The following is a 21005-nucleotide window of genomic DNA, read 5'->3' as shown; positions in this document are numbered from 1 at the left end:
TATCTATAATTTACAGAAAATTAGTCTGTAAACGGCCCCTGATTAGACACCGTTTCCGTAAAACGTTCTGATGGAGATTTTAGACAAAACCGACCGGCAGATTCTGCGGCTATTGCAGGAGGATGCACAACTAACCATTCAGGAAATCGGGCAGCGGATCAACCTCTCGAAAACGCCCGTGCATGAGCGCATCAAACGACTCGAACGCGAAGGGATTATCGAACGATACGTAACAATTATCGACAGGAAAAAGCTGGGCAATCTGCTTACGGTATATTGCCAGGTGACGCTCGACAAACAAACCCGCGATTCGTTTGCCGACTTCGATGCGGCCATCCGCGAACTGCCCGAAGTACTCGAATGCAACCGGGTATCCGGCACGTTCGACTACCTGCTCAAGATTGTAAGCCGCGACATGGAAACCTACAACCGCTTTTATCAGGAGCGGCTATCGGTTATTCCGAGTGCGCTGCATATCAGCAGTTTCTTTGTCATGGCCGAGATAAAAAATACGACGGTTGTGCCGGTGGAGTGAGAAATGGCCTTATTGAAAAAGTAGATTGCGCCGATTCTGGCTTATGAGCGTATAGGCTGATACGTTACTAACTACCTATGAAACGCACGATCCTTCCTCTTTTTATCCTACTAACCACTATCGCCCAGGCCCAAACGTGGCAGCCCGTACAGACGCAGAATACCTGCGACGTTCGGCACGAGAACGCAGCCGCGCTGGTCGGCGATAGCCTTTACGCCATTGGTGGGCGGGGTATGAAGCCGCTCGAAGCCCTGAACCTGAAGACGCTGGTCTGGCAACGTCTGCCCTCGCCCCCCGTCGAAATGAATCACTTTCAGGCGGTTACGTATAACGGCGAGATTTATGTGATGGGCGCGTTTCAGGGTAAGTACCCGCACGAAACAGCCCTGCCAAACATCCACATGTATAGCCCGCGTCAGGGAAAGTGGCGCACAGGACCGACGATTCCGACCGAGCGGCTGCGTGGGTCGGCGGGCGTGGTGGTCCGGCAGAACAAAATCTACATGGTCTGCGGCATTATCGACGGACATTACGATGGACATGTAGCGTGGTTCGATGAATATGACCCCAAAACCAATGCGTGGAAACGCCTGCCCGACGCGCCCCGCACCCGCGACCACATCAGCGCGACCCTTGTTGGCGATAAACTTGTTCTGGCTGGTGGTCGTAACTCCACGGCCCGTATCGGTAAGGTGCTCGAAACCACTATTGCCGAAGTAGATGTCTATGATTTCAAAACAGGCCGGTGGGAAACGCTGCCCGCAACGTCGAACATACCCACGCAACGTGCCGGGGCTACAGCCGTAACGCTGAACGGCAAAGCCTACGTCATTGGGGGCGAGACGGTGCAACTCAAAGCCCATAACGAAGCCGAAATCTTCGACCCTGCGACCAACCGCTGGACCGCCGGTCCTACGCTGCAACAGGGCCGACACGGTACACAGGCGGTAGTTTATGACCGCAAAATCTATATCGTGGCCGGATCGGCTAATCATGGGGGCGGGCCGGAACTGAACACGGTGGAAGTGCTGAAATAATAAATTGGAACACGGATGATACGGATGCGACTGATGAACACGGATTGTTTTAAAATCCTGTTTACACTAACCTGCTGCTTCTGGGCCACGTTGTCAGTAATGGCGCAACCCGACAAGCGCGAGTGGGAGCCGCTTTTCAATGGTAAAGACCTGACGGGCTGGGACATTAAAATTGCCGGACAACCGCTCAACGACAACTACAAAAACACGTTCCGGGTCGAAAACGGTATCCTGCGGATTCGGTATGACGAGTACGACAAGTTTGATGGTAAATACGGGCATCTGTATTACAACAAACCCTTTTCGCACTACATCGTCCGGTTCACCTATCGTTTCGTGGGCGATCAAACTAAAGGCGGGGCACCCTGGAACGTGCGAAATAGTGGCGTGATGGTGCATTCGCAGTCGGCGCAGAGTTTATCGATGAAGCAGGATTTTCCGGTGTCGCTGGAGGTGCAGTTGCTGGGCGGACTGGGCAAGGGAGCACGGCACACGGGTAATCTCTGCACCCCCGGTACGCAGGTCTTTATGGATGGCAAACTAAACTCGAATCACTGCATCGACTCCGACTCAAAAACCTACGACGGCGACCAATGGGTAACTGCCGAAGCCATCGTTCTGGGCGACTCGGTGGTGCATCACGTCGTGGAGGGCGATACGGTGCTGACCTATCAGCGGCCCGAAGTGGGCGGGGGCTTTGTGAGTGCCATTTATGGCTGGAAACAGGCCGGTGTCGATAACGCCGATTACTGGATGAGCCGCCAGAATACGCCACTGGGCGAAGGCTACATCGCGCTTCAGGCCGAGAGCCACCCGATTGATTTCCGGCGCGTCGAAATCCTGAATCTGAAAGGCTGTACCGACCCTAAAGCGTTGAATTACAAGTCGTACTACGTAAAGTCAGATACTACGCAATGCTGGTATAAAAAATGAACCGCATCCAGAGTATCGACGTCACGCGTAGCTTAGTAATGGTCGTTATGGCCCTCGACCACGTGCGCGACCTGCTGCATACGCCCGCTATGACGCAGGACCCTACCGACCTTGCCACTACCACGCCCGCCCTGTTTCTGACGCGCTGGATTACGCACCTCTGCGCCCCCACGTTCGTGTTTTTATCGGGAACGTCGGCTTACCTGTCGTTGCAGAAACGAAATGGCAAAACAACCCGGTGGTTTCTGCTGAAAAGGGGGCTGGTGCTTATTCTGCTGGAATTGACCGTCATCAACTTTGCATTCTGGTTCGATATTCAGTTTCGTACCATTCTATTGCAGGTCATTTTTGCCATTGGGGGCGGGCTGGTACTGTTGTCGGTCATATCGAAACTGCCCGTCTGGTGGGTGGCTATACTCGGCGTTATCATCGTGGCCGGGCATGGCCTATTGCCTCCGGCCCCGTTTACCGACCCGGTGGCGCGTTTCGGCTGGTCGTTACTCTTTGGCGTAAACCTCTTTGCGGTTAGCCCGGCCCTGACGGTGGTCGTTAGTTATCCGCTGATTCCCTGGCTGGGAATTATGCTGTTGGGCTATGCGCTTGGCCCTGTTTTTTATCAGGATTCCGAAACGCGCCAAAAAGTCTTATGGTATTTGGGCGGGATTTTCCTGGCTCTGTTTGCTATGCTCCGGCTACAGAACAGTTACGGCGATCCGAAACGCTGGGCCGTTCAGACAGACACGGTGTTTACCATGCTGTCTCTCCTGAACGTAAGTAAATATCCGCCTTCGCTGCTGTACACGCTGCTGATGCTGGGGCTTGCATTACTGGTGCTGGCAGCGGCAGAGCGGAGCCGTAACGCGTTGACGCAGTGGTTGATAGTGTATGGGAAAGTGCCAATGTTTTATTACATTCTGCACTGGTACGCTGTGCATCTGCTCATGCTGGCAATGGTTTTTTTACAAGGCTACACCGGGGCCGACATCCCCAGCGGCCCGCTCAACTTTGGTCGACCGTCGGGTGCGGGTATTTCGCTGGGCGGGGTGTATCTGGTCTGGGCGGGGTTAGTGCTGGCTCTGTATCCGCTCTGCCGCTGGTATGGCCGCTACAAAGCCGCCCACCCCGAAATTGGCTGGCTGCGGTATGTGTGAAGGTTATCCGTCGAAACCAGAGCATTTACCGAAACGCTGTCGTGCGAGACTGTGCTGGTGGGTTTTGAAACCGTGCTGGCCGAGATATTGGAGTAATAGTTAGAGTGTAAAGTGTTGATTATTAGGTAATTGAAATATAATTATTATTTCTGTCAGAAAAATCATTCACCTTTTCCTGTTTTCACTGATTAAGCCAAGACACCACTATGGCAAGGCTTTCTATTGCTCCGTGTAGATGGCAGACACACTTATTCATTCAGGTAGCTACCGAAAAATCAATTATTACATTTAATTGATAAACGTGGTTGGGTAAAACAGTAAGTGTACGTATTTTTGAAACTGTTCAACTTTTTATCTTATTCTACGTATGACTCAACGTCTATCTATTACCCTGCTTTTTCTGATAATCTCGTCGCTCTGTTCCGAGGTGTGGGCGCAGCTACCAATCAGTACGTTAGAACTTCCAGTAGAATCGGTGTGTCCCGGTTCGCCACTCACTGTACCTTTTAATGCCGGGCTGTCTTATGGCTCAGACAACGTTTTTACAGTGCAACTTTCAGATGGGGGGGACTACAAAAATCTTGAAAGAAAGTCGCTCATATACGATAGTAAGAAGAATCTATTTACTATTGTTGCCAATATTCCAGCTAGTCATGCGGCTGGAACAACCTACCGGGTTCGCGTTGTGTCAAGCAGCCCGGCAGTGATTGGTACGCCAAGTCCAACTGTGCTGACTATCAAAGCAAAACCGGCTGCGCCAAAGCCTAATTTTGTTCAAACCACTTGTGAACGTAGAGGGGGTGGCTCGATGAATGAGTTAACCGCTTGGATTATGGTTCCTACAATTCAGGGTGCTATCCCAAAACTGTATAATCAGAGTGGCGAAGCGGTAGGCAATTATATAGCTCACGCTGGGAATTTTGAGCTTACAAAACCTTATTACAATACGCCCGCTTTCGTGTATCCTGTGAATGAAACCACATACTACGCCACACAAACGGTGGATGGGTGTGAGAGCGAGAAAGTGCCTATTGTCCTGAGAACACTCTATAAACCTGGGAGCGGTCCTTCACCAGCTAATCCGATAGGAGGATTGCATGGCAGACTTTCATACTGTCAAAATGATGTAGCTCTCCCGCTCAACCAAAATGGACACGGTCCTGCTCCTGAAAACTACAGAGTGGCTTATGAACGTGACCAGAACATCACTATGGAACCTCCGGTACCTGATACCAAGAATCCTGGGTCAACTACCTATACAATGAGGTTTATCTCCAATGACCAGCGAGGATGCAATAGTGAACCGACAACACGAACAACTCTTTTCGTCAATGTTACGGCTCGACCTGTCAAACCAGCGGTTCCGGCAAGCACCGTTTCGCTGTGCCAGTATCAGACAAGTGACCCACTTAGCGCGTCGGTCACAGCAAGCGAAGCCTCGTTAGTATGGTATGGCACCGATGCAACGGGTGGCACCGGGTCGGCAAATGCGTCGCGCCCGGCAACTACTAACGCTGGAACGTTCAAATACTATGTGGCTCAGAGGGTTAACGATTGCGAAGGTGAACGGGCTGAAATTACGGTAGAAGTAAAAAAAGCACCCAATGCACCAACTGTGCTGCCTGAAGTTGTCAACTGTCAGAAGGCCGACGGGTCAAATAATATCACCAGTCTCATATCGGTAACGGCCAGTTCGGCAGATGCCGTTACAAAACTATACGACGAAGCTGGTCGCCCGGCTCAGTATGTTGATCGGTCGCTTAGCTCGTTTGTAGTTCCCAAGCCCGGTTTTCCCAGCACAACCATTTACCGGGTTACGCAGGTGTTGAATGGCTGCGAAAGCCGAAGCAGCGAAGTTAGGTTGATTATTAAGCCTAAAGCCAACGTTTATGCCGAACCGATTAATGTGTATAGTAGTGTGAATAGTCTTTGGGGTAAGATCGAATACTGCGTGGGTAGTCAGGCAAAGCCAATTGTTGAGTATGGCGTAAAGCCGCTACCAGCCAATATCACGTTGAGTGTAATTAAACTGTCAGGCGATATTGATCTGGAGACCTCTACTAATTCTCCAACTCCGAAAACTGATAAGGCAGGCACGGCTACTTTAGGGTTCATGACCTATTTAGACGGTTGCCCAGCCAGCTTAAATCCACATAATCAGTTGGTTGTTACGATAAAACCACGACCTGATAAAGCTACCGCTTCCGTAAAATCGCTCTCGTGGTGTCAGGGACAAAAAGCTGAACCGCTGAATGCGTCGGCAACCAGCGGGGCGTCATTGGTTTGGTATGGCACGAGTGCAACGGGCGGTAAAGGTTCAACTGTGGCATCGACACCCGAAACCGCTAATGCCGGAACACTCAACTACTATGTAGCCCAGCAACTAAACGATTGCGAAAGTGAGCGAACGTCTATCGAGGTTGTCATTAAACCCACGCCAGCCGCTCCCGACGCATCGCCCGTAACGGCTTGCCAGCAGGAAACGGCTCCGGTGTTGCGGGCAACGGGCCAAAACCTGCTTTGGTACAACAGCCAGGAGGGTGGCACTGGCTCGGTTGCGGCTCCCGTCGTCAGTACGTCACAGGCCAGCCAGAACAGCTATTACGTCAGTCAGTCGTTAGATGGCTGTGAGAGTCGACGGGCGGTTTTGCCCGTGACGGTCTATGCAACGCCTGATTTGCCGAAAGTTGAACCGGCTGGGCCATATTGCCAGTATACGCAGGCTCTGCCGGTTGTGGCTACCGGGCAGAACCTAAAATGGTATCGTGATGCATCGGGGGGAGCATCGATGGGAAGTACCGTTACGCCCGATACAAAAGAGCCGGGCAGTTTTACATATTATGTTAGCCAGAGCATCAACGGCTGCGAGGGCGGGCGGAGTAGCTTTACCGTGAAAATAACTCCTGCGCCTACTTTGCCCAGTGCCATTACGGCTTACAGCTACTGCCAGAAAGACGCTGCTACCGCGCTGAAAGCCACGGGTAATGCGTTGACATGGTATGATGCAAGCGGAAAACGCAGCGATACAGCCCCGACTCCTTCGACCGACACGCCCGGTACGGTAAGTTATTTCGTGACCCAAACCGTTGAGAATTGTGAAAGTGGGCGCGTCGACATTAAAATTACTACGAAGCCCACCCCCGGTGCACCGGGAACTTCGGCAGTGACAGTTTGCCAAAACGCAAATGCACAAACAGTAACTGCATCGGGGCAGAACTTGCTTTGGTACACCACCAACACGGGCGGAACGGGAGCGGGTATGGCCCCTACTATTAATACAAACCAGTCAGGCCAGACTACTTATTACGTGAGCCAAACGCTCGACGGCTGCGAAGGGCCACGCGCTACGCTCACTGCCACGGTGAAACCATTGCCGCCTGCGCCGGGTGTTACACAACGCGATATTTGCCAGTTCGCCAAACCTGAGCCAGTAACGGCTACCGGAGTCGATCTCAAATGGTACAACCCGGAGGGAAATCGATTTAACGAAACGCCCATCATCAACACCGAAAAAGGAGCTGCCTTTAGCTATCAGGTGTCGCAAACGGTTGATGGTTGCGAGGGGCCACGCGCAACGCTGTCGGTCAATGTGCTGACCACGCCCACGCCAATCGTGCCGAAGACCACCCTCGAATTATGCCAGGGTACTACGGCCCAACCACTTGACGCCACAGGTACGAATCTGAAATGGACCGACCCGAGCGGAGCCACATCAGCCAATGCGCCCGTACCATCTACATCAACGCCTACCTCGAATGCAGATGGGAATGTGTATTACGTCACGCAAACCGGGAACAACGGCTGCGAAAGCCCACGGGTTGTCATTCGGGTTTTTGTGCAAACGACGCCGTCGCTTGCTGTTGGCGGAAGCGCAACAACTAATCTGGGGCTGGAAGTACCCCTAAAACTGACCTTTGCTGGTGTCGGTCCTTACCGTTATCGGCTATCTGCGGAAATTACCGGAACGGCTACCAAAGACACAACGATTTTGGTTTTGCCCGAACGCACAACGACCTATCAGGTTGTGGAAGTAACAAACCGGTGTGGAGTAGGGCAAGCGTTAGGTAGTGCTACCATAACGGTGTTGATACCTACGATTCAAACGCTGGCTTCGGTGTCGAACTCAGTTTGTGTTGGAACCAGTGTAGCAATCGACTATACCACTACCGGGTCGTTTAATCCGGGCAGTATTTTCAAATTGCAATTAGCTAAAGTTGATTCTGATTCAAATAGGGCCAATTTTATGGATATGGCAAATGCTATTGCATTAAACGGGCGGATAACGGGCATAATGCCAACAACAGTAGCGACCGGAACGTACTGGGTTCGGGTCATGGCAACCAACCCGAAAATTCCGATTTATGGTACTATAAGCCCAACCCGCCTGACTGTCAGACCGATTGCTACAGCTACCTTAACAGGTACGCAGTCAATTTACGAAGGCGAAACGGCCAAACTATCCGTTGCACTAACGGGCGATGCGCCCTGGATATTTTCTTACCGCGATAGTTCGGCTACGGGAACAGGCGAAATTCGCTCGGTTCAGACCGACGTAAACCCCTACCAGTTTGACGTGATGCCGCTAAGGACCACAGCCTACTATCTGACAGGCGTAAGCAATGTCTGCGGCAACAACGCTATCAATAAAAACTTGATTGTGATCACTGTATCGCCGTTGCTGGGCGTTGACGACCCAACACTGGCCGAAAGCCTTTCGGTTTATCCAGTGCCAGCCACCTCGGCACTGACCGTAGCGGTGCGTGGGCTTTCGGCTACGCAGTCGGCTTATGCAGAACTGCTTGACGCCAGTGGGCGGGCGATTTTGCGGACAGACATCCGGCGCGAAACAACTACGTTGCCGCTCGATCAGCAAGCAGCAGGAGCGTACCTGCTTCGCATCCGGGTAGGCGATAAAACAGCTACTAAACGCGTCCTCAAACTCTAACTTTCACAAACGCCCGAACCGCTCGTGGGCCTGACGTTCGAGGGCTTCGCGGTGGTCGGGGTGGGCGATGTTGATCAGGGAACGGGCGCGTTGGCGGAGGTTGCGGCCATACAAATCAGCAATGCCGTATTCGGTCACAATGTAATGCACGTGGGCGCGGGTGGTGGTTACGCCCGCGCCTTCTTTTAGAAACGGCACGATTTTGCTTAGCCCCTTGCTCGTCACCGACGGCAGCGCAATAATTGGTTTGCCGCCTTCCGACAGCGACGCGCCCCGCACAAAATCCATCTGCCCGCCCACGCCCGAGTACTGCATGGTGCCGATAGTGTCGGCGCACACCTGACCCGTCAGGTCGATTTCAATGGCCGAGTTGATGGCCGTGACTTTGGGGTTGCGCCGGATAATGGCCGTGTCGTTGGTGTAGCTGGCCTGTTTCATCGCCACGCTGGGGTTGTCGTCAATGAAATCATAGACGCGCTGACTGCCCATCACGAAAGCCGACACAATCCGATAGGGCAATACAGTTTTGTGTTCGCCCGTGATTACACCCCGTTCGACAAGGTCGATGATGCCGTCGGTAAACATTTCGGTATGAATGCCTAAGCCTTTGTGGTGAATCAGTTCGGCCAGGGTAGCGTTTGGGATGCCGCCGATGCCGAGTTGCAGCGTGGCTCCGTCTTCTACCAAACTGGCTACGTACTGTCCGATTTTCCGGTCCTGCTCGCTGATTGCGCCCGGCAGTACCTCGTACAACGGCTCATCGACCTCCACCGCAGCATGAAGCATCGAGACCGGAATCAGACCGTCGCCGTGAGTACGCGGCACACGCGGGTTCACCTGAGCAATCACATACTTGGCCGACCGAATGGCCGCCAGCGAAACATCGACCGACGGACCGAGCGAACAGTACCCGTGCGCGTCGGGGGGCGACACCTGAATCAGAGCCACGTCGATGGGTAACACTTTCCGGCTAAAGAGCAGCGGCACTTCGCTCAGAAACACCGGCACGTAATCGCCAATGCCCTGCGCCAACTGTTTCCGCATGTTGGCCCCGATGAAAAACGCATTCGGATGAAAACTTTCCTGCAAAGCTGCGTCTAAGTAGGGCAGAGGGCCTTCGGTATGGATGTGGCACAGTTCAACGTCGCGCAGGCGGTCGGCCTGATCGACCATTGCCCGAATAAGTACGTGCGGAGTTTGGGCCACACTATGAATAAACACCCGGTTGCCCGACTGGATGGCCGAAACAGCCTCGGTAGCAGTAGTGAAGGGGAGAGTCATGGGGAGAAAGGGGGTAATTATGGTTGAGTGGTTGAATGATAGAATGATTGAATAATAGAGTGATTGAGTGGTTGAATGATTGAATGATGGAATGATTGAATGAGGGCTACTACCTCTGCACCCCATTCAATCATTCCATCATTCAATCATTCAACCACTCAATCATTCTATCAACAATTCCTGAAACCAGCGGCCCGATGCTTTGACGATGCGTTGCTGCGTTCGGAAATCGACGTAGACCAGCCCGAAGCGGGGACGGTAGCCTTCGGCCCATTCAAAATTATCCATGAATGTCCAGACAAAATAGCCCGATACGGGTAAACCTTCCTGTTTGGCCCGCAACACGTTTTGCAGGTAGTTCTGGTGATAATCGAGCCGGGCCGAGTCGTTGACAATACCTTGCTGAACGCTGTCGTAGAAGGCGGCTCCACTTTCGGTGATGTAAATATTCCGAACGCCGTCGTACTGCGAAAACTGCTGAATAATGCGGTACATGCTTTCGGGATACACCTCCCAGCCCATCTCCGTAATGGTTTGCACCCGACGCTGAAGCGGAGAAACTTCCCTGGCCCACAGGTAAGGCATAAAATACGACTGTTCGACCACGGCCCGGAAGTAGTGTTGCAAACCAATGAAATCAAAGTTGAACACCAACCGCTCCATATCGCCGGGTTTGGCTACTTTTTTGGGAATGTCGGCCAGAAAGGGTAACTCCTGCGTTGGGTAGCCCAGTCCCAGTGCGGGTTCGATGTACAGCCGGTTGAGCAGCGCATCGACGCGGGCGGCTGCCTCGCGGTCGCCTTTTGACGAGGAAAACGGCTCCACGGGCGAACACGAAAAGGTGGTGCCAATTTGTGCGTCAGGAATATTCTGCCGCACCATCCGTCCGCCCTCGGCCTGCGCCAGTGCCGTGTGGTGAATGACTGGTAACAGACTCCGAAAACTGCGCCGACCGGGGGCGTGCTGACCCGTAAAATAGCCCAGCACCGACGACGCCAGCGGTTCGTTCAGAATAATCCAGTGCTTCACCTTGTGCCCAAAGGCGCGGGTACAGAGGTCGGCAAAGTCGGCAAACCAGTACACAATTTCGCGGTTGGCCCAGCCGCCCCGGTCTTCCAGTGCCTGCGGCAAATCCCAGTGGTATAGCGTAATCCAGGGCGTGATTCCCAAGGATAAACAGTGGTCGATCAGTTGGTTATAAAAAGCAAGCCCCGCTTCGTTGATGCGCCCTCCGCGCAGGGGCGACAGGCCGTCGGGCAGCACACGCGACCACGAAATCGAGAAGCGAAAGTTCTCGAAACCGAGTGCTTTGTGCAGATGCAGGTCGGATTCGTAGCGGTCGTAGAATTCGCAGGCAGTATCGGCATGTTCGCCGGTTTTGATTTTGCCTTTCTGTTTACAGAACGTGTCCCAGATTGACGCCCCGCGTCCGTCGCGGTCGGTGGCACCTTCAATCTGGTAGGCGGCTGTGGCGGTCCCCCAAACAAAATCGGGGCCAAAATCGGAGCGGGACAGCCGTGGGCCGGATGCATGTGATCCGGGCGACGTAATAGGTATCGACAAAGCAGAATAAGTAACTATTCATTAATAACACCTAAAATGGCCCGATGGGTTTAGGCGTAACAAAAACTTAACAGCGATTTCCGTGAGTTCCGTAAGGGGGCGAATTAATTCGCCCCCTTACGGAACTTACGGAAATCGGCGGTGTTTCAGGCAGGTAGAAACACACGGAACGTAGCTCCTTCGCCGGGCTTACTACTGGCCCTGATAAAGCCGCCGTGGTTTTCAGCTACCTTCTGGCAGATTGCCAGCCCGATACCCGTACCGGCATAATGTGATTTGCTGTGAAGCCGCTGAAAGACCTGAAAAATACGGTCGGTATATTTCTCGTCGAAGCCAATGCCATTGTCGGTTACGCAGATTTCCCAGTAAAACCGGCCTGTTTTTTTGCCTGATAGAGAGACATGCATTGGCAGATTATCAGGGCCGGATCGACGGTGGGTAATGGAAATTACCGGCGACTGGTTCGGTTTTCGAAACTTGAGTGCATTGCCAATCAGGTTCTGAAAGAGTTGCCGAAGTTGCCCCGCATCGCCCGTAATGGTTGGCAACTCCTCTACGTAGACCGCTGCCGACGACTCCCGAATAACTAAATCGAGATCATCGAGCACAGTGGTAATCAGCTTATTAAGTGATTGGGGTTCAGATGTTTCCTGCTGTGTTGCCAGTCGTGAATAAGTGAGCAGGTCTTTGATAAGAACCGACATGCGATTGGCCGCCGATTGCATCCGCTGAACCAGATCGATTCCGTCGGCATCAATCTGGTCGGCATATTGGCTCAGCAGTAAATCGCCGAATGACTGCACTTTGCGAAGCGGTTCCTGCAAATCGTGACTGGCAACGTAGGCAAACTGCTGGAGATTTTCGTTCGAGCGTCGGAGTTCGTCGTTCATGACTTCGAGCGACACCTGCGCCTGCTTGATGGGGGTAATATCGAGCGTAGTTGACACCACCGACGACGTATCGAAGGGGGCTAACCGAATGTCGAGCCAGCGTCGAACGCCATCGGCGGCCACGTAATCGAACTCAAATGTTTGCGCCTGCTGATTGTGAATAACGGCAACGTATCGCTCGAAAATGCCATTCCGTCGGTCGTTGGGAAACAGTTCCGATGCCCGATAACCAACAATCTGCTCACGTAGTATACCATGCGGCTGCGCCCCCAGCATATTGACGTCCCGAATCACGAAATCTATAATCTGCTCCGGTTTGCTGTAGTCATAAACCGCTTCTGAAACAAAGACAGCAATTGGTAAACAATCTAAAAGGCGCACAAGCCGTTCGGCCTGCTGTTGTTGCTCGGTTTGCTTAATATCGGTGATGTCGACGATTATGACCGTAACGCTGTCATCGTGAGGGGTGATAGTGATTCGATACCAGCCGTTCTGGCTTAGTTGGTTCGTATACTGCGTCTCAAACGTAACGGATTCACGACGTTCAAGTACCTCTTTGATGCGGTTGAAAGAATTGCTCGGGTGAACTGAGCCCGGAAGAACCTCGCTCATAAGCCGCCCTTCCAGTTGCCGCACGTCGGTGAGGCCGGTGATGTCGGCAATTTTATAGTTAACGGCTGCGTATCGAAAATCGATAAGCTGACCTGTTTCGTCGCGCACGGCATTGGCAATAAACATGCCTACCGGCGAGTCGTTGAGTAACCTGCGGAGCATCTGTTCCGCTGATGTAGAAGTAGACATCATAACCGGTTGAGTACGGTAATATATGATAGCAGGCAAAGCTACTAAAATAAGCAAATATACCCACGGTGGTTGGCCTCGTCGGGTCAGCACTTATCTTTACCCACGCGCCATTCTGGAGTTGACCATGCCTATTATTTCAAAGAAAAAACTGACGTACCCAATCAGCGGGCCGTTACGGTCGTATCTGCAACAGTACAACCGCGAACATACGCTGCCTATTCAGTACGCCGACCTGCTGCGGTACGACAACTCGGCCACGCTCTACGACAAACGCGACCGTGATACGCTCTGGGAAACAGTTTATTACCCGGCTATCGAAACCGATGATATTCTACTGGCACTCAAAACGATCTATGCGATACTGAAAGCCGACGGCGATATGTCGGTAACGGGCCACCTGACCATCGACCGCGTAGACTTGTGCCTGTATGGTAATACGCGCCCGTTTCGGGTGCGGATACGTAACAAGGTGAACGACAATTTCGACTATTTCTACATCAAGAATGCCGACGCGTCGCGTATTTATGGCCTTGAGTTAGAGCATATTCTGTCGCCCAATCGCATCAGCTACCTCACCAGCGGGCAAACGCTCATCGAAGAACACATTGCGGGCGTGCCGGGCGATATGTTCTTCGACCAGCAAATGCGCGATGCCGACATGAACCCGATTCGGTTGAGCAAAGAGTTTATAAAGTTCAACGAACGCTGTTTTGTGCGGCTGCTCGGCGATATGCATTCCAGCAATTTTGTGGTCGATATTACCCCCGATTTCGATGAAGTTTACTACCGCATCCGGGCCATCGACTTCGATCAGCAATCATATGAAGGCCGCAAATCGGTTTATATGCCGCAGTATTACCGGCAAAACCAGCCCATCATCGACCTCGGCACGCAGTATCTGACGCCCGAAAGTGTGCGGCAGTATCAGATTGAAGAACGGTCGCTGATGGCCGGGCGGCTGCGCGTGGAGCAAACCCGCACCGGCGATCTCATGACGGCCATGCGTCAGGATCAAATTGCCCCGGCAACGAATGTCGGGCAACTGAGTCAGGCTTTGAACCGACACTACCGCACCCGCCAGTTCGACCACTGCCACACAATGGGCGATGTCGTGTGGCAAAGTCTGGAACTCGTCAGCCAGCACTAATTGAATGATTGAATGATGGAATGATTGAATGATGGAATGGTTGAATGGGGGCTACTACCTCAGCACCCCATTCCATCATTCAATCATTCAATCACTCAACCATTCAACCATTCAACCACTCAACCCTTGTTGGGCCATTCGCTGTGCCAGCATACTGGCTACAATCAGTTGAAGCGCATGATAGACCATGATGGGCAGCAGGGCAATACCCGCAACGCTGACCGGAAACAGTACGTTCGCCATTACGCTTCCCTGCACCAACGACTTTTTGGAGCCGCAGAACAGAGCGGTAATGCGGTCTTCGCGGTTGAACCCCAACAGGCGACTTCCGAGCCAGATAAATCCGTAGATCAGAAAAAACAGGCCGAGCATCAATCCCGACAGCACCATCAGGTCGCGAACCGAATACCCGGCAAAGAGGTTACGCGAAAACGACTCTGAAAACGATGTGTAAACGATCAGCAGAATCGTAAACTGGTCGAAATAACGCAGGTGTGTTTTGTAGCGGCTGGCAAACCAGCCAAAGCGTTGGTTGAGCAATAGCCCCAGCAGCACCGGTACAATAACTTGCAGGGTTAATTTGCCAATTACACCGCCGAGGTCATAAGAACCATCGGTAGTGGTAAGTAAGTAGCTCATCCAGAGGGGCGTAATAAACACGCCGATCAGGCTCGAAATGCTGGCGTTGAAGATGGCCGCTGGCAAGTTGCCCCCCGCAATAGACACCATCACCACCGACGACGAAACGGTGGACGGCAGCGCAGCTACGTAAAAAATGCCGAGCCAGAGCAGTTCGGTAGCGGGCGTTTGAAACAGATAGCGGGCCAGCAGCACCACCACCGGAAACAGCACAAACGTGGTCAGGTGAATCAGCAGGTGCAGCCGGTAATTGCGCAAACCCGCCCGTAGCTGCCCGAAATTAAGTTTTAGCCCATAGAAAAAGAAGATCAGCGAGACGCCATAGCCCGCCAGTGCCGATACCGACAGCGGCCCCTCCAGAATGCCGGGGCCGGGCCATAGTTTTGCCAGACCAACCATGCCGAGCAGGGCCAGAATAAACCAATCTAAGCCCACACGGGCCAGCAGTGCTGTAAATGATGATTTCACCATAGGTTAAGTAACCGACTACGCAGGATTTCGTTTGGTCGAAAAGCTACACTATTTTGGTAAAGCAAAACGTTACAATAAGCGATACGGCTTTATCCAGACTATCTTTTTATGACATTCCAGGGGCGCAACGGCTGGCTCTTGCCGATACTGGTGCTGCTTAACCTGAGCTGCCACCGCGCGATTCAACCGCTGTCGAAAACGCCGAAACAGGCTGAAAAGCAGCCAGTATTAAGCAACGACTGGGCCAACAAACGGCGGCAAGGTATTGATTTTGTAGCCGTTGGCAGCAGCCCGGCCAAAACGGGTGCGCTGGCCTGGCAACTCGATATTGACTTCGCTAAACAAATACAGTTTCAGGCGTCCGATGGCTACGAACTGCTCGTGCCTGTGCCCAAGCCGAAACCCAGCAGCCGGGGCATGGGCGTGCTACTCGACGCGCAGGCAGAGCCGGTGCTGGCGTCGGCCAGTCGGCGCAAAAACGTGAGCCAGCGTAGTTCAACGGGTAAACGCAAATTAGTTGTTTCCATAGAACCCACAACCTACCGCGACCCGCTGACGAAACGCGATTATGCCTACACCGTTCGGGTAGAAGCCAACGCCCGGCAGTATGTGGGGGCGGGGCGTTTCTGCACGCCAGCCACCGGCTCAACGGCATCTGGACACTCGAAACGTTTCGCGGGCAACGCCTTCGCCCCGAACAATTCGGCGACAAAATGCTGCCCACGCTGGAATTTGACCTGAAAACCGGTAAGCTGACCGGCTCAACCGGCTGGAGCAAACTCAAAGGCGACATCCGCGCCAACGCCGACCAACTGACCATCGACCCGAAAACCAACCCGCGCCCGGCGAACCCGTTTGAAACCAGCTTCGTAGACGCGCTGCGGCAGGTGTCGCTATTTCGGGTCAGTCAAAACCGCCTGACGCTGCTGGTCGATGGTCAGTATGTGATGACGTTACGAAGGACGTAGCTACTACATATTCCGGCGGTACTGCCCGCCTACGGCATAAAGCGCGTGGCTCATCTGCCCCAGCGAACACACTTTAGCGGCTTCCATCAAGCTCTCAAAAATGTTACCTCCGGCCAGTGCCGCTGCCTGCAACTGATGTAATGCCGTCGCTGCGGCTTCGCGATTACGCTCCTGAAAAGCCCGGCAATTTTCGACCTGATACCGTTTTTCGTCGTCGGTGCTGCGAATGACTTCGGCGGGAACAATAGTGGGCGAACCGTTCGGGTCGAGGAAGGTGTTGACGCCCACGATGGGCAGGTCGCCGTTGTGTTTCAGCGTCTCGTAATACATCGACTCTTCCTGAATTTTGCTGCGCTGGTACATCCGTTCCATTGCGCCCAGTACACCGCCCCGCTCGTTGAGAGCCAGAAATTCCTGATAAACAGCTTCTTCGACCAGATCGGTCAGTTCCTCAACCACAAACGAGCCTTGCAGCGGGTTTTCGTTTTTGGTCAGCCCAAACTCGCGGTTTATAATCAACTGAATCGCCATCGCCCGCCGAACCGATTCTTCGGTGGGCGTCGTAATAGCTTCGTCGTAGGCGTTGGTATGCAGCGAGTTGGTGTTATCGTAGATTGCCAGCAGGGCCTGCAACGTGGTACGAATATCGTTGAAGGCAATCTCCTGCGCGTGCAAACTCCGCCCCGACGTCTGGATGTGATACTTCAGCTTCTGACTGCGCTCGTTGGCCCGGTATTTGTTTTTCATCGCCTTCGCCCAGATCCGACGCGCCACCCGGCCCAGCACCGTGTATTCGGGGTCCATGCCATTCGAGAAAAAGAACGACAGATTCGGCGCGAAATCATCGATGTGCATTCCCCGGCTCAGGTAGTATTCTACGAACGTAAAGCCATTGGAAAGCGTAAAAGCCAACTGCGAAATCGGGTTCGCGCCCGCTTCGGCAATGTGATACCCCGAAATCGACACCGAGTAAAAATTCTGCACCCGGTTGTCGGTGAAATATTGCTGAATGTCGCCCATCATGCGGAGGGCAAACTCAGTCGAGAAAATGCAGGTATTCTGCGCCTGATCTTCCTTCAGAATATCGGCCTGCACCGTGCCGCGCACCTTCTGTAGCGTGTCGGCTTTGATCTGTTCATACACGTCGCGTGGCAGCACCTTGTCGCCCGTAGTGCCCAGCAGTTGCAGACCCAGGCCGTTGTTGCCATCGGGCAGGGGGCCGTTGTAACGCGATGTACCCTCACCCCCGGCCCCTCTCCCAGAACGGGAGAGGGGAGACAAACCGGGAGCTCTGCTCCCCTCTCCCGTTCTGGGAGAGGGCCGGGGGTGAGGGGGGAGCGTAGCCATTTCTCACACTGCTGGTCGATGGCGGCATTCAGGAAGAAGGCTAAAATCATCGGCGCGGGGCCGTTGATGGTCATGGATACCGACGTAGCCGGGTCGCAGAGGTCGAAGCCGGAGTAGAGTTTCTTGGCATCGTCGAGGGTGCAGATGCTGACGCCGGAGTTGCCGATTTTGCCGAAAATATCGGGGCGCATGGCCGGGTCTTCGCCATAGAGTGTAACCGAATCGAAGGCCGTCGACAGCCGTTTGGCGGGCATGTCTTTTGCCACGTAATGAAACCGCCGGTTGGTGCGTTCGGGGCCACCTTCGCCCGCAAACATGCGCGTGGGGTCTTCGCCTTCGCGCTTGAGCGGGAACACGCCAGCCGCGTAGGGAAACTCACCCGGCACGTTCTCGGTCAGCAGCCACCGCAGCACGTCGCCCCAGTCGCTGTATTTGGGCAAGGCCACTTTCGGTATTTTCAGGTGCGACAATGTTTCGGTATAGAGCGGTTGCCGAATCACCTTGCCGCGCACCGTAAACTCATAATAGTCAGCCGTGTATCGTTGCTGCATCTGCGGCCACTGCTGCAACAGGGCGCGGGAGTCGGGGTGCAGCCGGGCGTCGAGGTCGGTGTAAAGCTGCTGAAGTTCATCAACCACCCCACCCCAACCCCTCCCCGTCAGGGAGGGGCTAACAGCACCCGGATGGATTAGTCCCTCCCTGACGGGGAGGGGTTGGGGTGGGGTGGGCATTTTCATCACCCCATCCAACTGATACAAGTGCCGGGCAATGGCCGTTTGCTCGTTCACAAACTGATCGTACCGGCGGCTTTCTTCCACAATCTCAGCCAAATAGCGCGTCCGGTCGGGGGGGATAATGGCACTGACGTCCCGGCTATCGATAGCAGACAGACTGATCGCCGGTACGTCAGTGCCAAATACGCTCATCAGTCGGGCAAACAGCGCGTTCATGCCTGCGTCGTTGAATTGCGAAGCAATGGTGCCGATGATGGGCAGATCGTCGTCGGGCGTGTCCCAGCGGTTGTGGTTGCGCCGGTATTGTTTTCTGACGTCGCGCAGGGCGTCGAGTGAGCCGCGTTTGTCGAATTTGTTGATGGCAATGACGTCGGCAAAGTCGAGCATGTCGATTTTTTCCAACTGCGTAGCCGCGCCGTACTCGGCGGTCATCACGTACAACGTTTTGTCGGCGTGTTCGGTAATTTCGGTGTCCGACTGCCCAATGCCCGATGTTTCTACGATAATCAGGTCAAAACCAGCGGTTTTGCACACGTCGATGGCGTCCTGGACGTGGCGGCTCAGGGCCAGATTGCTCTGCCGCGTTGCCAGCGACCGCATGTACACACGGGCCGGGCCGCCGATGCGGTTGTGAATGGCATTCATCCGAATCCGGTCGCCGAGCAGCGCACCGCCCGTTTTGCGTTTCGACGGATCGACCGAAATAATCGCCAGCGTTTTGTCGGGAAACGTTCGCAGATAGCGCAGCACCAATTCATCGACTAATGACGATTTGCCCGCGCCCCCCGTGCCGGTAATGCCGAGAACGGGCGTGGATTTGTTGACTGATTGACTGATGGAATGATTGAATTGGTCGGGGTGGTTTTCGGCGGTCGTGATGAGCCGCGCGATGTCATTGTGTAGAGACGCAAGATGTTGCGTCTCATTCCCCCCGGATAGATGTTGCGTCTCATTCCCGGATGGTTCTTTCCCGGATGGTTGTTGCTGACGCGAAGGAGACGCGAAGGGTCGCGTCTCTACAGGTGGCGGTAATTCGAAATCGCACTGGCGCAGCAGGTCGTCAATCATGCCTTGCAGACCCATGGCGCGGCCATCGTCGGGGCTGTAGATACGGGCGATGCCATAGGCGTGGAGTTCTTTGATTTCGGAAGGGAGGATGGTGCCGCCCCCGCCCCCGAAGATTTTGATATGACCCGCGCCACGTTCGTGCAACAGGTCGTACATGTATTTGAAGAATTCGAGGTGGCCGCCCTGATAGCTCGTAACGGCAATGCCCTGTACGTCTTCCTGAATGGCGCAGTCAACAATTTCGGCTACCGAACGGTTGTGGCCGAGGTGAATCACTTCAGCCCCGGACGCCTGCATCAGCCGACGCATAAGATTGATGGCCGCATCGTGGCCGTCGAAGAGCGAAGCCGCCGTAACGATGCGGATTTTATGTAGAAAAGGTTGAGCCAAAAGCGACTCGGGTTTAGCGGGTTGAGCAATCATATTGATGAAGAAAGTCAGAAAGCAAAGGTACACGTCATAACTTTACTACAAAAAAACAAACAACGCTTACCAATCGCATGAAGAAACAACTGATGACCGGCCTGTTGGTTGCCGGAACCCTCCTGAGCGAGGCCCAGGCGCAGGATAACGCCCTGCTCTATGAAGTGTCGGGCAATGGTCTTACGCAGCCATCGTACCTGTATGGCACCTTCCACCTCGTTTGTCCTACTGACCTGACTATTACCGAAGCTACCAAAAAAGCCATCGGCGACGCTCAGCAGGTGTATCTCGAACTCGACATGGACGACCCGGCCATGATGCAGGGTATGATGAAAGCCATGATGCTGCCCGGCGGCAAAACCGTGAGAGACTACCTGAAACCCGACGACTATACGCTGCTGGATAATTACCTGAAAGACAACATGAAAATGGGCCTCACGCAGGTAGGCATGATGAAGCCTATCGGCATTATGTCGCTCATGTACATGTCGCTGCTCAAATGCCAGCCCGCTTCCTACGACATGACCTTCGCGCAGATGGCCGGGCAAAGCAAGAAAGAGGTGCTGGGTCTCGAAACCCTCGACGCACAGTTGGCCGCATTGGATAATATCCCGATGGAAGAACAACTGAAAGGATTGGTCGACATGGCAAAAAAGCCCGAAGCCGCGCAAAAGGAATTTATGGAAATGCTGGCGGCCTACAAAGCGCACGATCTGGCGAAGATGATGAGTCAGATTAAAACCAGCCAGTTTGCGGGCAACACCACCCAATTTGAAGACAAACTACTGGCCGAACGCAACGTCAACTGGATTCCGGTTATAGAGAAAGCCGCTAAAGAAAAGCCCACATTCTTCGCCTTCGGCGCGGGCCACCTCGGCAATGAAAAAGGCGTCGTGAGCCTCCTCAGAAAGAAAGGGTATACCGTGAAGGCGGTGGAATGATTCCGAACCGGGATTAGCCAGGATTATCAAGATTAAACAGGATTTATCATCTTGCTTTGCAAGATTCAGCTAAGCGAGTAAGCGCAGCGTATAAATCCTGTTTAATCTTGATAATCCTGGCTAATCCC

The 21005-nt window shown here is 53.6% G+C and carries 13 protein-coding genes and 1 pseudogene; 9 read left to right on the top strand and 5 right to left on the bottom strand.

The window, feature by feature from the left end; genetic code table 11:
• The first annotated feature begins 70 nt into the window (after window positions 1–70).
• The 5 genes from AWR27_RS08280 to AWR27_RS08260 all read left to right on the top strand — a co-directional run bounded on the left by AWR27_RS08280 (window position 71) and on the right by AWR27_RS08260 (window position 8601).
• Entirely contained in the window at window positions 71–535 is a 465-nt protein-coding gene (locus tag AWR27_RS08280; protein ID WP_077130742.1) for an Lrp/AsnC family transcriptional regulator, read from the top strand.
• 77 nt (window positions 536–612) lie between these two features.
• Window positions 613–1572: a Kelch repeat-containing protein gene (locus tag AWR27_RS08275; RefSeq protein WP_077130741.1), complete on the top strand. Its 960-nt coding sequence runs from the start codon at window positions 613–615 to the stop codon at window positions 1570–1572.
• A gap of 33 nt (window positions 1573–1605) precedes the next feature.
• A complete protein-coding gene (locus AWR27_RS08270; protein WP_157579177.1) occupies window positions 1606–2505 on the top strand; it encodes a 3-keto-disaccharide hydrolase in 900 nt (299 codons plus the stop codon).
• Entirely contained in the window at window positions 2502–3656 is a 1155-nt protein-coding gene (locus tag AWR27_RS08265; protein ID WP_077130740.1) for an acetyltransferase domain-containing protein, read from the top strand. The genes AWR27_RS08270 and AWR27_RS08265 overlap by 4 nt, the downstream gene beginning before the upstream one ends.
• Window positions 3657–4917: 1261 nt before the next feature.
• The gene (locus AWR27_RS08260) at window positions 4918–8601 is read left to right on the top strand and encodes a T9SS type A sorting domain-containing protein (protein ID WP_232326009.1); all 3684 of its coding nucleotides are present in this window, start codon (window positions 4918–4920) and stop codon (window positions 8599–8601) included.
• Between the two features lie 3 nt (window positions 8602–8604).
• Here the strand turns inward: AWR27_RS08260 and AWR27_RS08255 are convergent, their stop codons facing one another.
• The 3 genes from AWR27_RS08255 to AWR27_RS08245 form a co-directional block, all read right to left on the bottom strand.
• Window positions 8605–9882: an acetyl-CoA hydrolase/transferase family protein gene (locus tag AWR27_RS08255; RefSeq protein ID WP_077130739.1), complete on the bottom strand. Its 1278-nt coding sequence runs from the start codon at window positions 9880–9882 to the stop codon at window positions 8605–8607.
• Between the two features lie 162 nt (window positions 9883–10044).
• On the bottom strand, window positions 10045–11445 hold the full coding sequence (locus AWR27_RS08250) for a GH1 family beta-glucosidase (protein WP_232326008.1): 1401 nt from the start codon (window positions 11443–11445) through the stop codon (window positions 10045–10047).
• 146 nt (window positions 11446–11591) lie between these two features.
• The gene (locus AWR27_RS08245; protein ID WP_077130738.1) at window positions 11592–13109 is read right to left on the bottom strand and encodes a sensor histidine kinase; all 1518 of its coding nucleotides are present in this window, start codon (window positions 13107–13109) and stop codon (window positions 11592–11594) included.
• A gap of 154 nt (window positions 13110–13263) precedes the next feature.
• Between AWR27_RS08245 and AWR27_RS08240 the strand changes: the two genes are divergently transcribed.
• The gene (locus AWR27_RS08240) at window positions 13264–14286 is read left to right on the top strand and encodes a hypothetical protein (protein WP_077133874.1); all 1023 of its coding nucleotides are present in this window, start codon (window positions 13264–13266) and stop codon (window positions 14284–14286) included.
• A 111-nt stretch (window positions 14287–14397) separates the two neighbouring features.
• Here AWR27_RS08240 and AWR27_RS08235 read toward each other — a convergent pair whose 3' ends face one another.
• On the bottom strand, window positions 14398–15396 hold the full coding sequence (locus AWR27_RS08235) for a bile acid:sodium symporter family protein (RefSeq protein ID WP_077130737.1): 999 nt from the start codon (window positions 15394–15396) through the stop codon (window positions 14398–14400).
• A gap of 108 nt (window positions 15397–15504) precedes the next feature.
• On the opposite strand from AWR27_RS08235, the gene AWR27_RS25735 reads away from it, so the two are divergent.
• Together AWR27_RS25735 and AWR27_RS25065 are read left to right on the top strand one after the other, a co-directional pair.
• Window positions 15505–16137, top strand: a complete 633-nt coding sequence (locus tag AWR27_RS25735; protein ID WP_077130736.1) for a hypothetical protein — start codon at window positions 15505–15507, stop codon at window positions 16135–16137.
• Window positions 16023–16364, top strand: a complete 342-nt coding sequence (locus tag AWR27_RS25065) for an META domain-containing protein (RefSeq protein ID WP_335695424.1) — start codon at window positions 16023–16025, stop codon at window positions 16362–16364. Before AWR27_RS25735 ends, AWR27_RS25065 begins: the two co-directional genes overlap by 115 nt.
• A 3-nt stretch (window positions 16365–16367) precedes the next feature.
• On the opposite strand, the pseudogene AWR27_RS25060 reads toward AWR27_RS25065, so the two are convergent.
• Window positions 16368–19936 (bottom strand): annotated as a pseudogene (locus tag AWR27_RS25060) (methylmalonyl-CoA mutase family protein).
• A 77-nt stretch (window positions 19937–20013) separates the two neighbouring features.
• Between AWR27_RS25060 and AWR27_RS08210 the strand changes: the two are divergent.
• Complete coding sequence (locus AWR27_RS08210) at window positions 20014–20877, top strand: TraB/GumN family protein (protein WP_077130734.1); 864 nt, start codon at window positions 20014–20016, stop codon at window positions 20875–20877.
• Window positions 20878–21005: the final 128 nt, after the last annotated feature.

Source organism: Spirosoma montaniterrae, from assembly GCF_001988955.1.
GTDB lineage: Bacteria > Bacteroidota > Bacteroidia > Cytophagales > Spirosomataceae > Spirosoma > Spirosoma montaniterrae.
Note: the sequence above shows the minus strand (reverse complement) of the source record. Positions and strands in the feature narration are given on the sequence as shown.

Bases quoted from the DNA above. Each gene is read 5' to 3' on its own strand.
- AWR27_RS08280 (WP_077130742.1), top strand. From the start codon at position 71: ATGGAGATTTTAGACAAAACCGACCGGCAGATTCTGCGGCTATTGCAG.
- AWR27_RS08275 (WP_077130741.1), top strand. From the start codon at position 613: ATGAAACGCACGATCCTTCCTCTTTTTATCCTACTAACCACTATCGCC.
- AWR27_RS08270 (WP_157579177.1), top strand. From the start codon at position 1,606: ATGAACACGGATTGTTTTAAAATCCTGTTTACACTAACCTGCTGCTTC.
- AWR27_RS08265 (WP_077130740.1), top strand. From the start codon at position 2,502: ATGAACCGCATCCAGAGTATCGACGTCACGCGTAGCTTAGTAATGGTC.
- AWR27_RS08260 (WP_232326009.1), top strand. From the start codon at position 4,918: ATGAGGTTTATCTCCAATGACCAGCGAGGATGCAATAGTGAACCGACA.
- AWR27_RS08255 (WP_077130739.1), bottom strand. From the start codon at position 9,882: ATGACTCTCCCCTTCACTACTGCTACCGAGGCTGTTTCGGCCATCCAG.
- AWR27_RS08245 (WP_077130738.1), bottom strand. From the start codon at position 13,109: ATGCTCCGCAGGTTACTCAACGACTCGCCGGTAGGCATGTTTATTGCC.
- AWR27_RS08240 (WP_077133874.1), top strand. From the start codon at position 13,264: ATGCCTATTATTTCAAAGAAAAAACTGACGTACCCAATCAGCGGGCCG.
- AWR27_RS08235 (WP_077130737.1), bottom strand. From the start codon at position 15,396: ATGGTGAAATCATCATTTACAGCACTGCTGGCCCGTGTGGGCTTAGAT.
- AWR27_RS25735 (WP_077130736.1), top strand. From the start codon at position 15,505: ATGACATTCCAGGGGCGCAACGGCTGGCTCTTGCCGATACTGGTGCTG.
- AWR27_RS08210 (WP_077130734.1), top strand. From the start codon at position 20,014: ATGAAGAAACAACTGATGACCGGCCTGTTGGTTGCCGGAACCCTCCTG.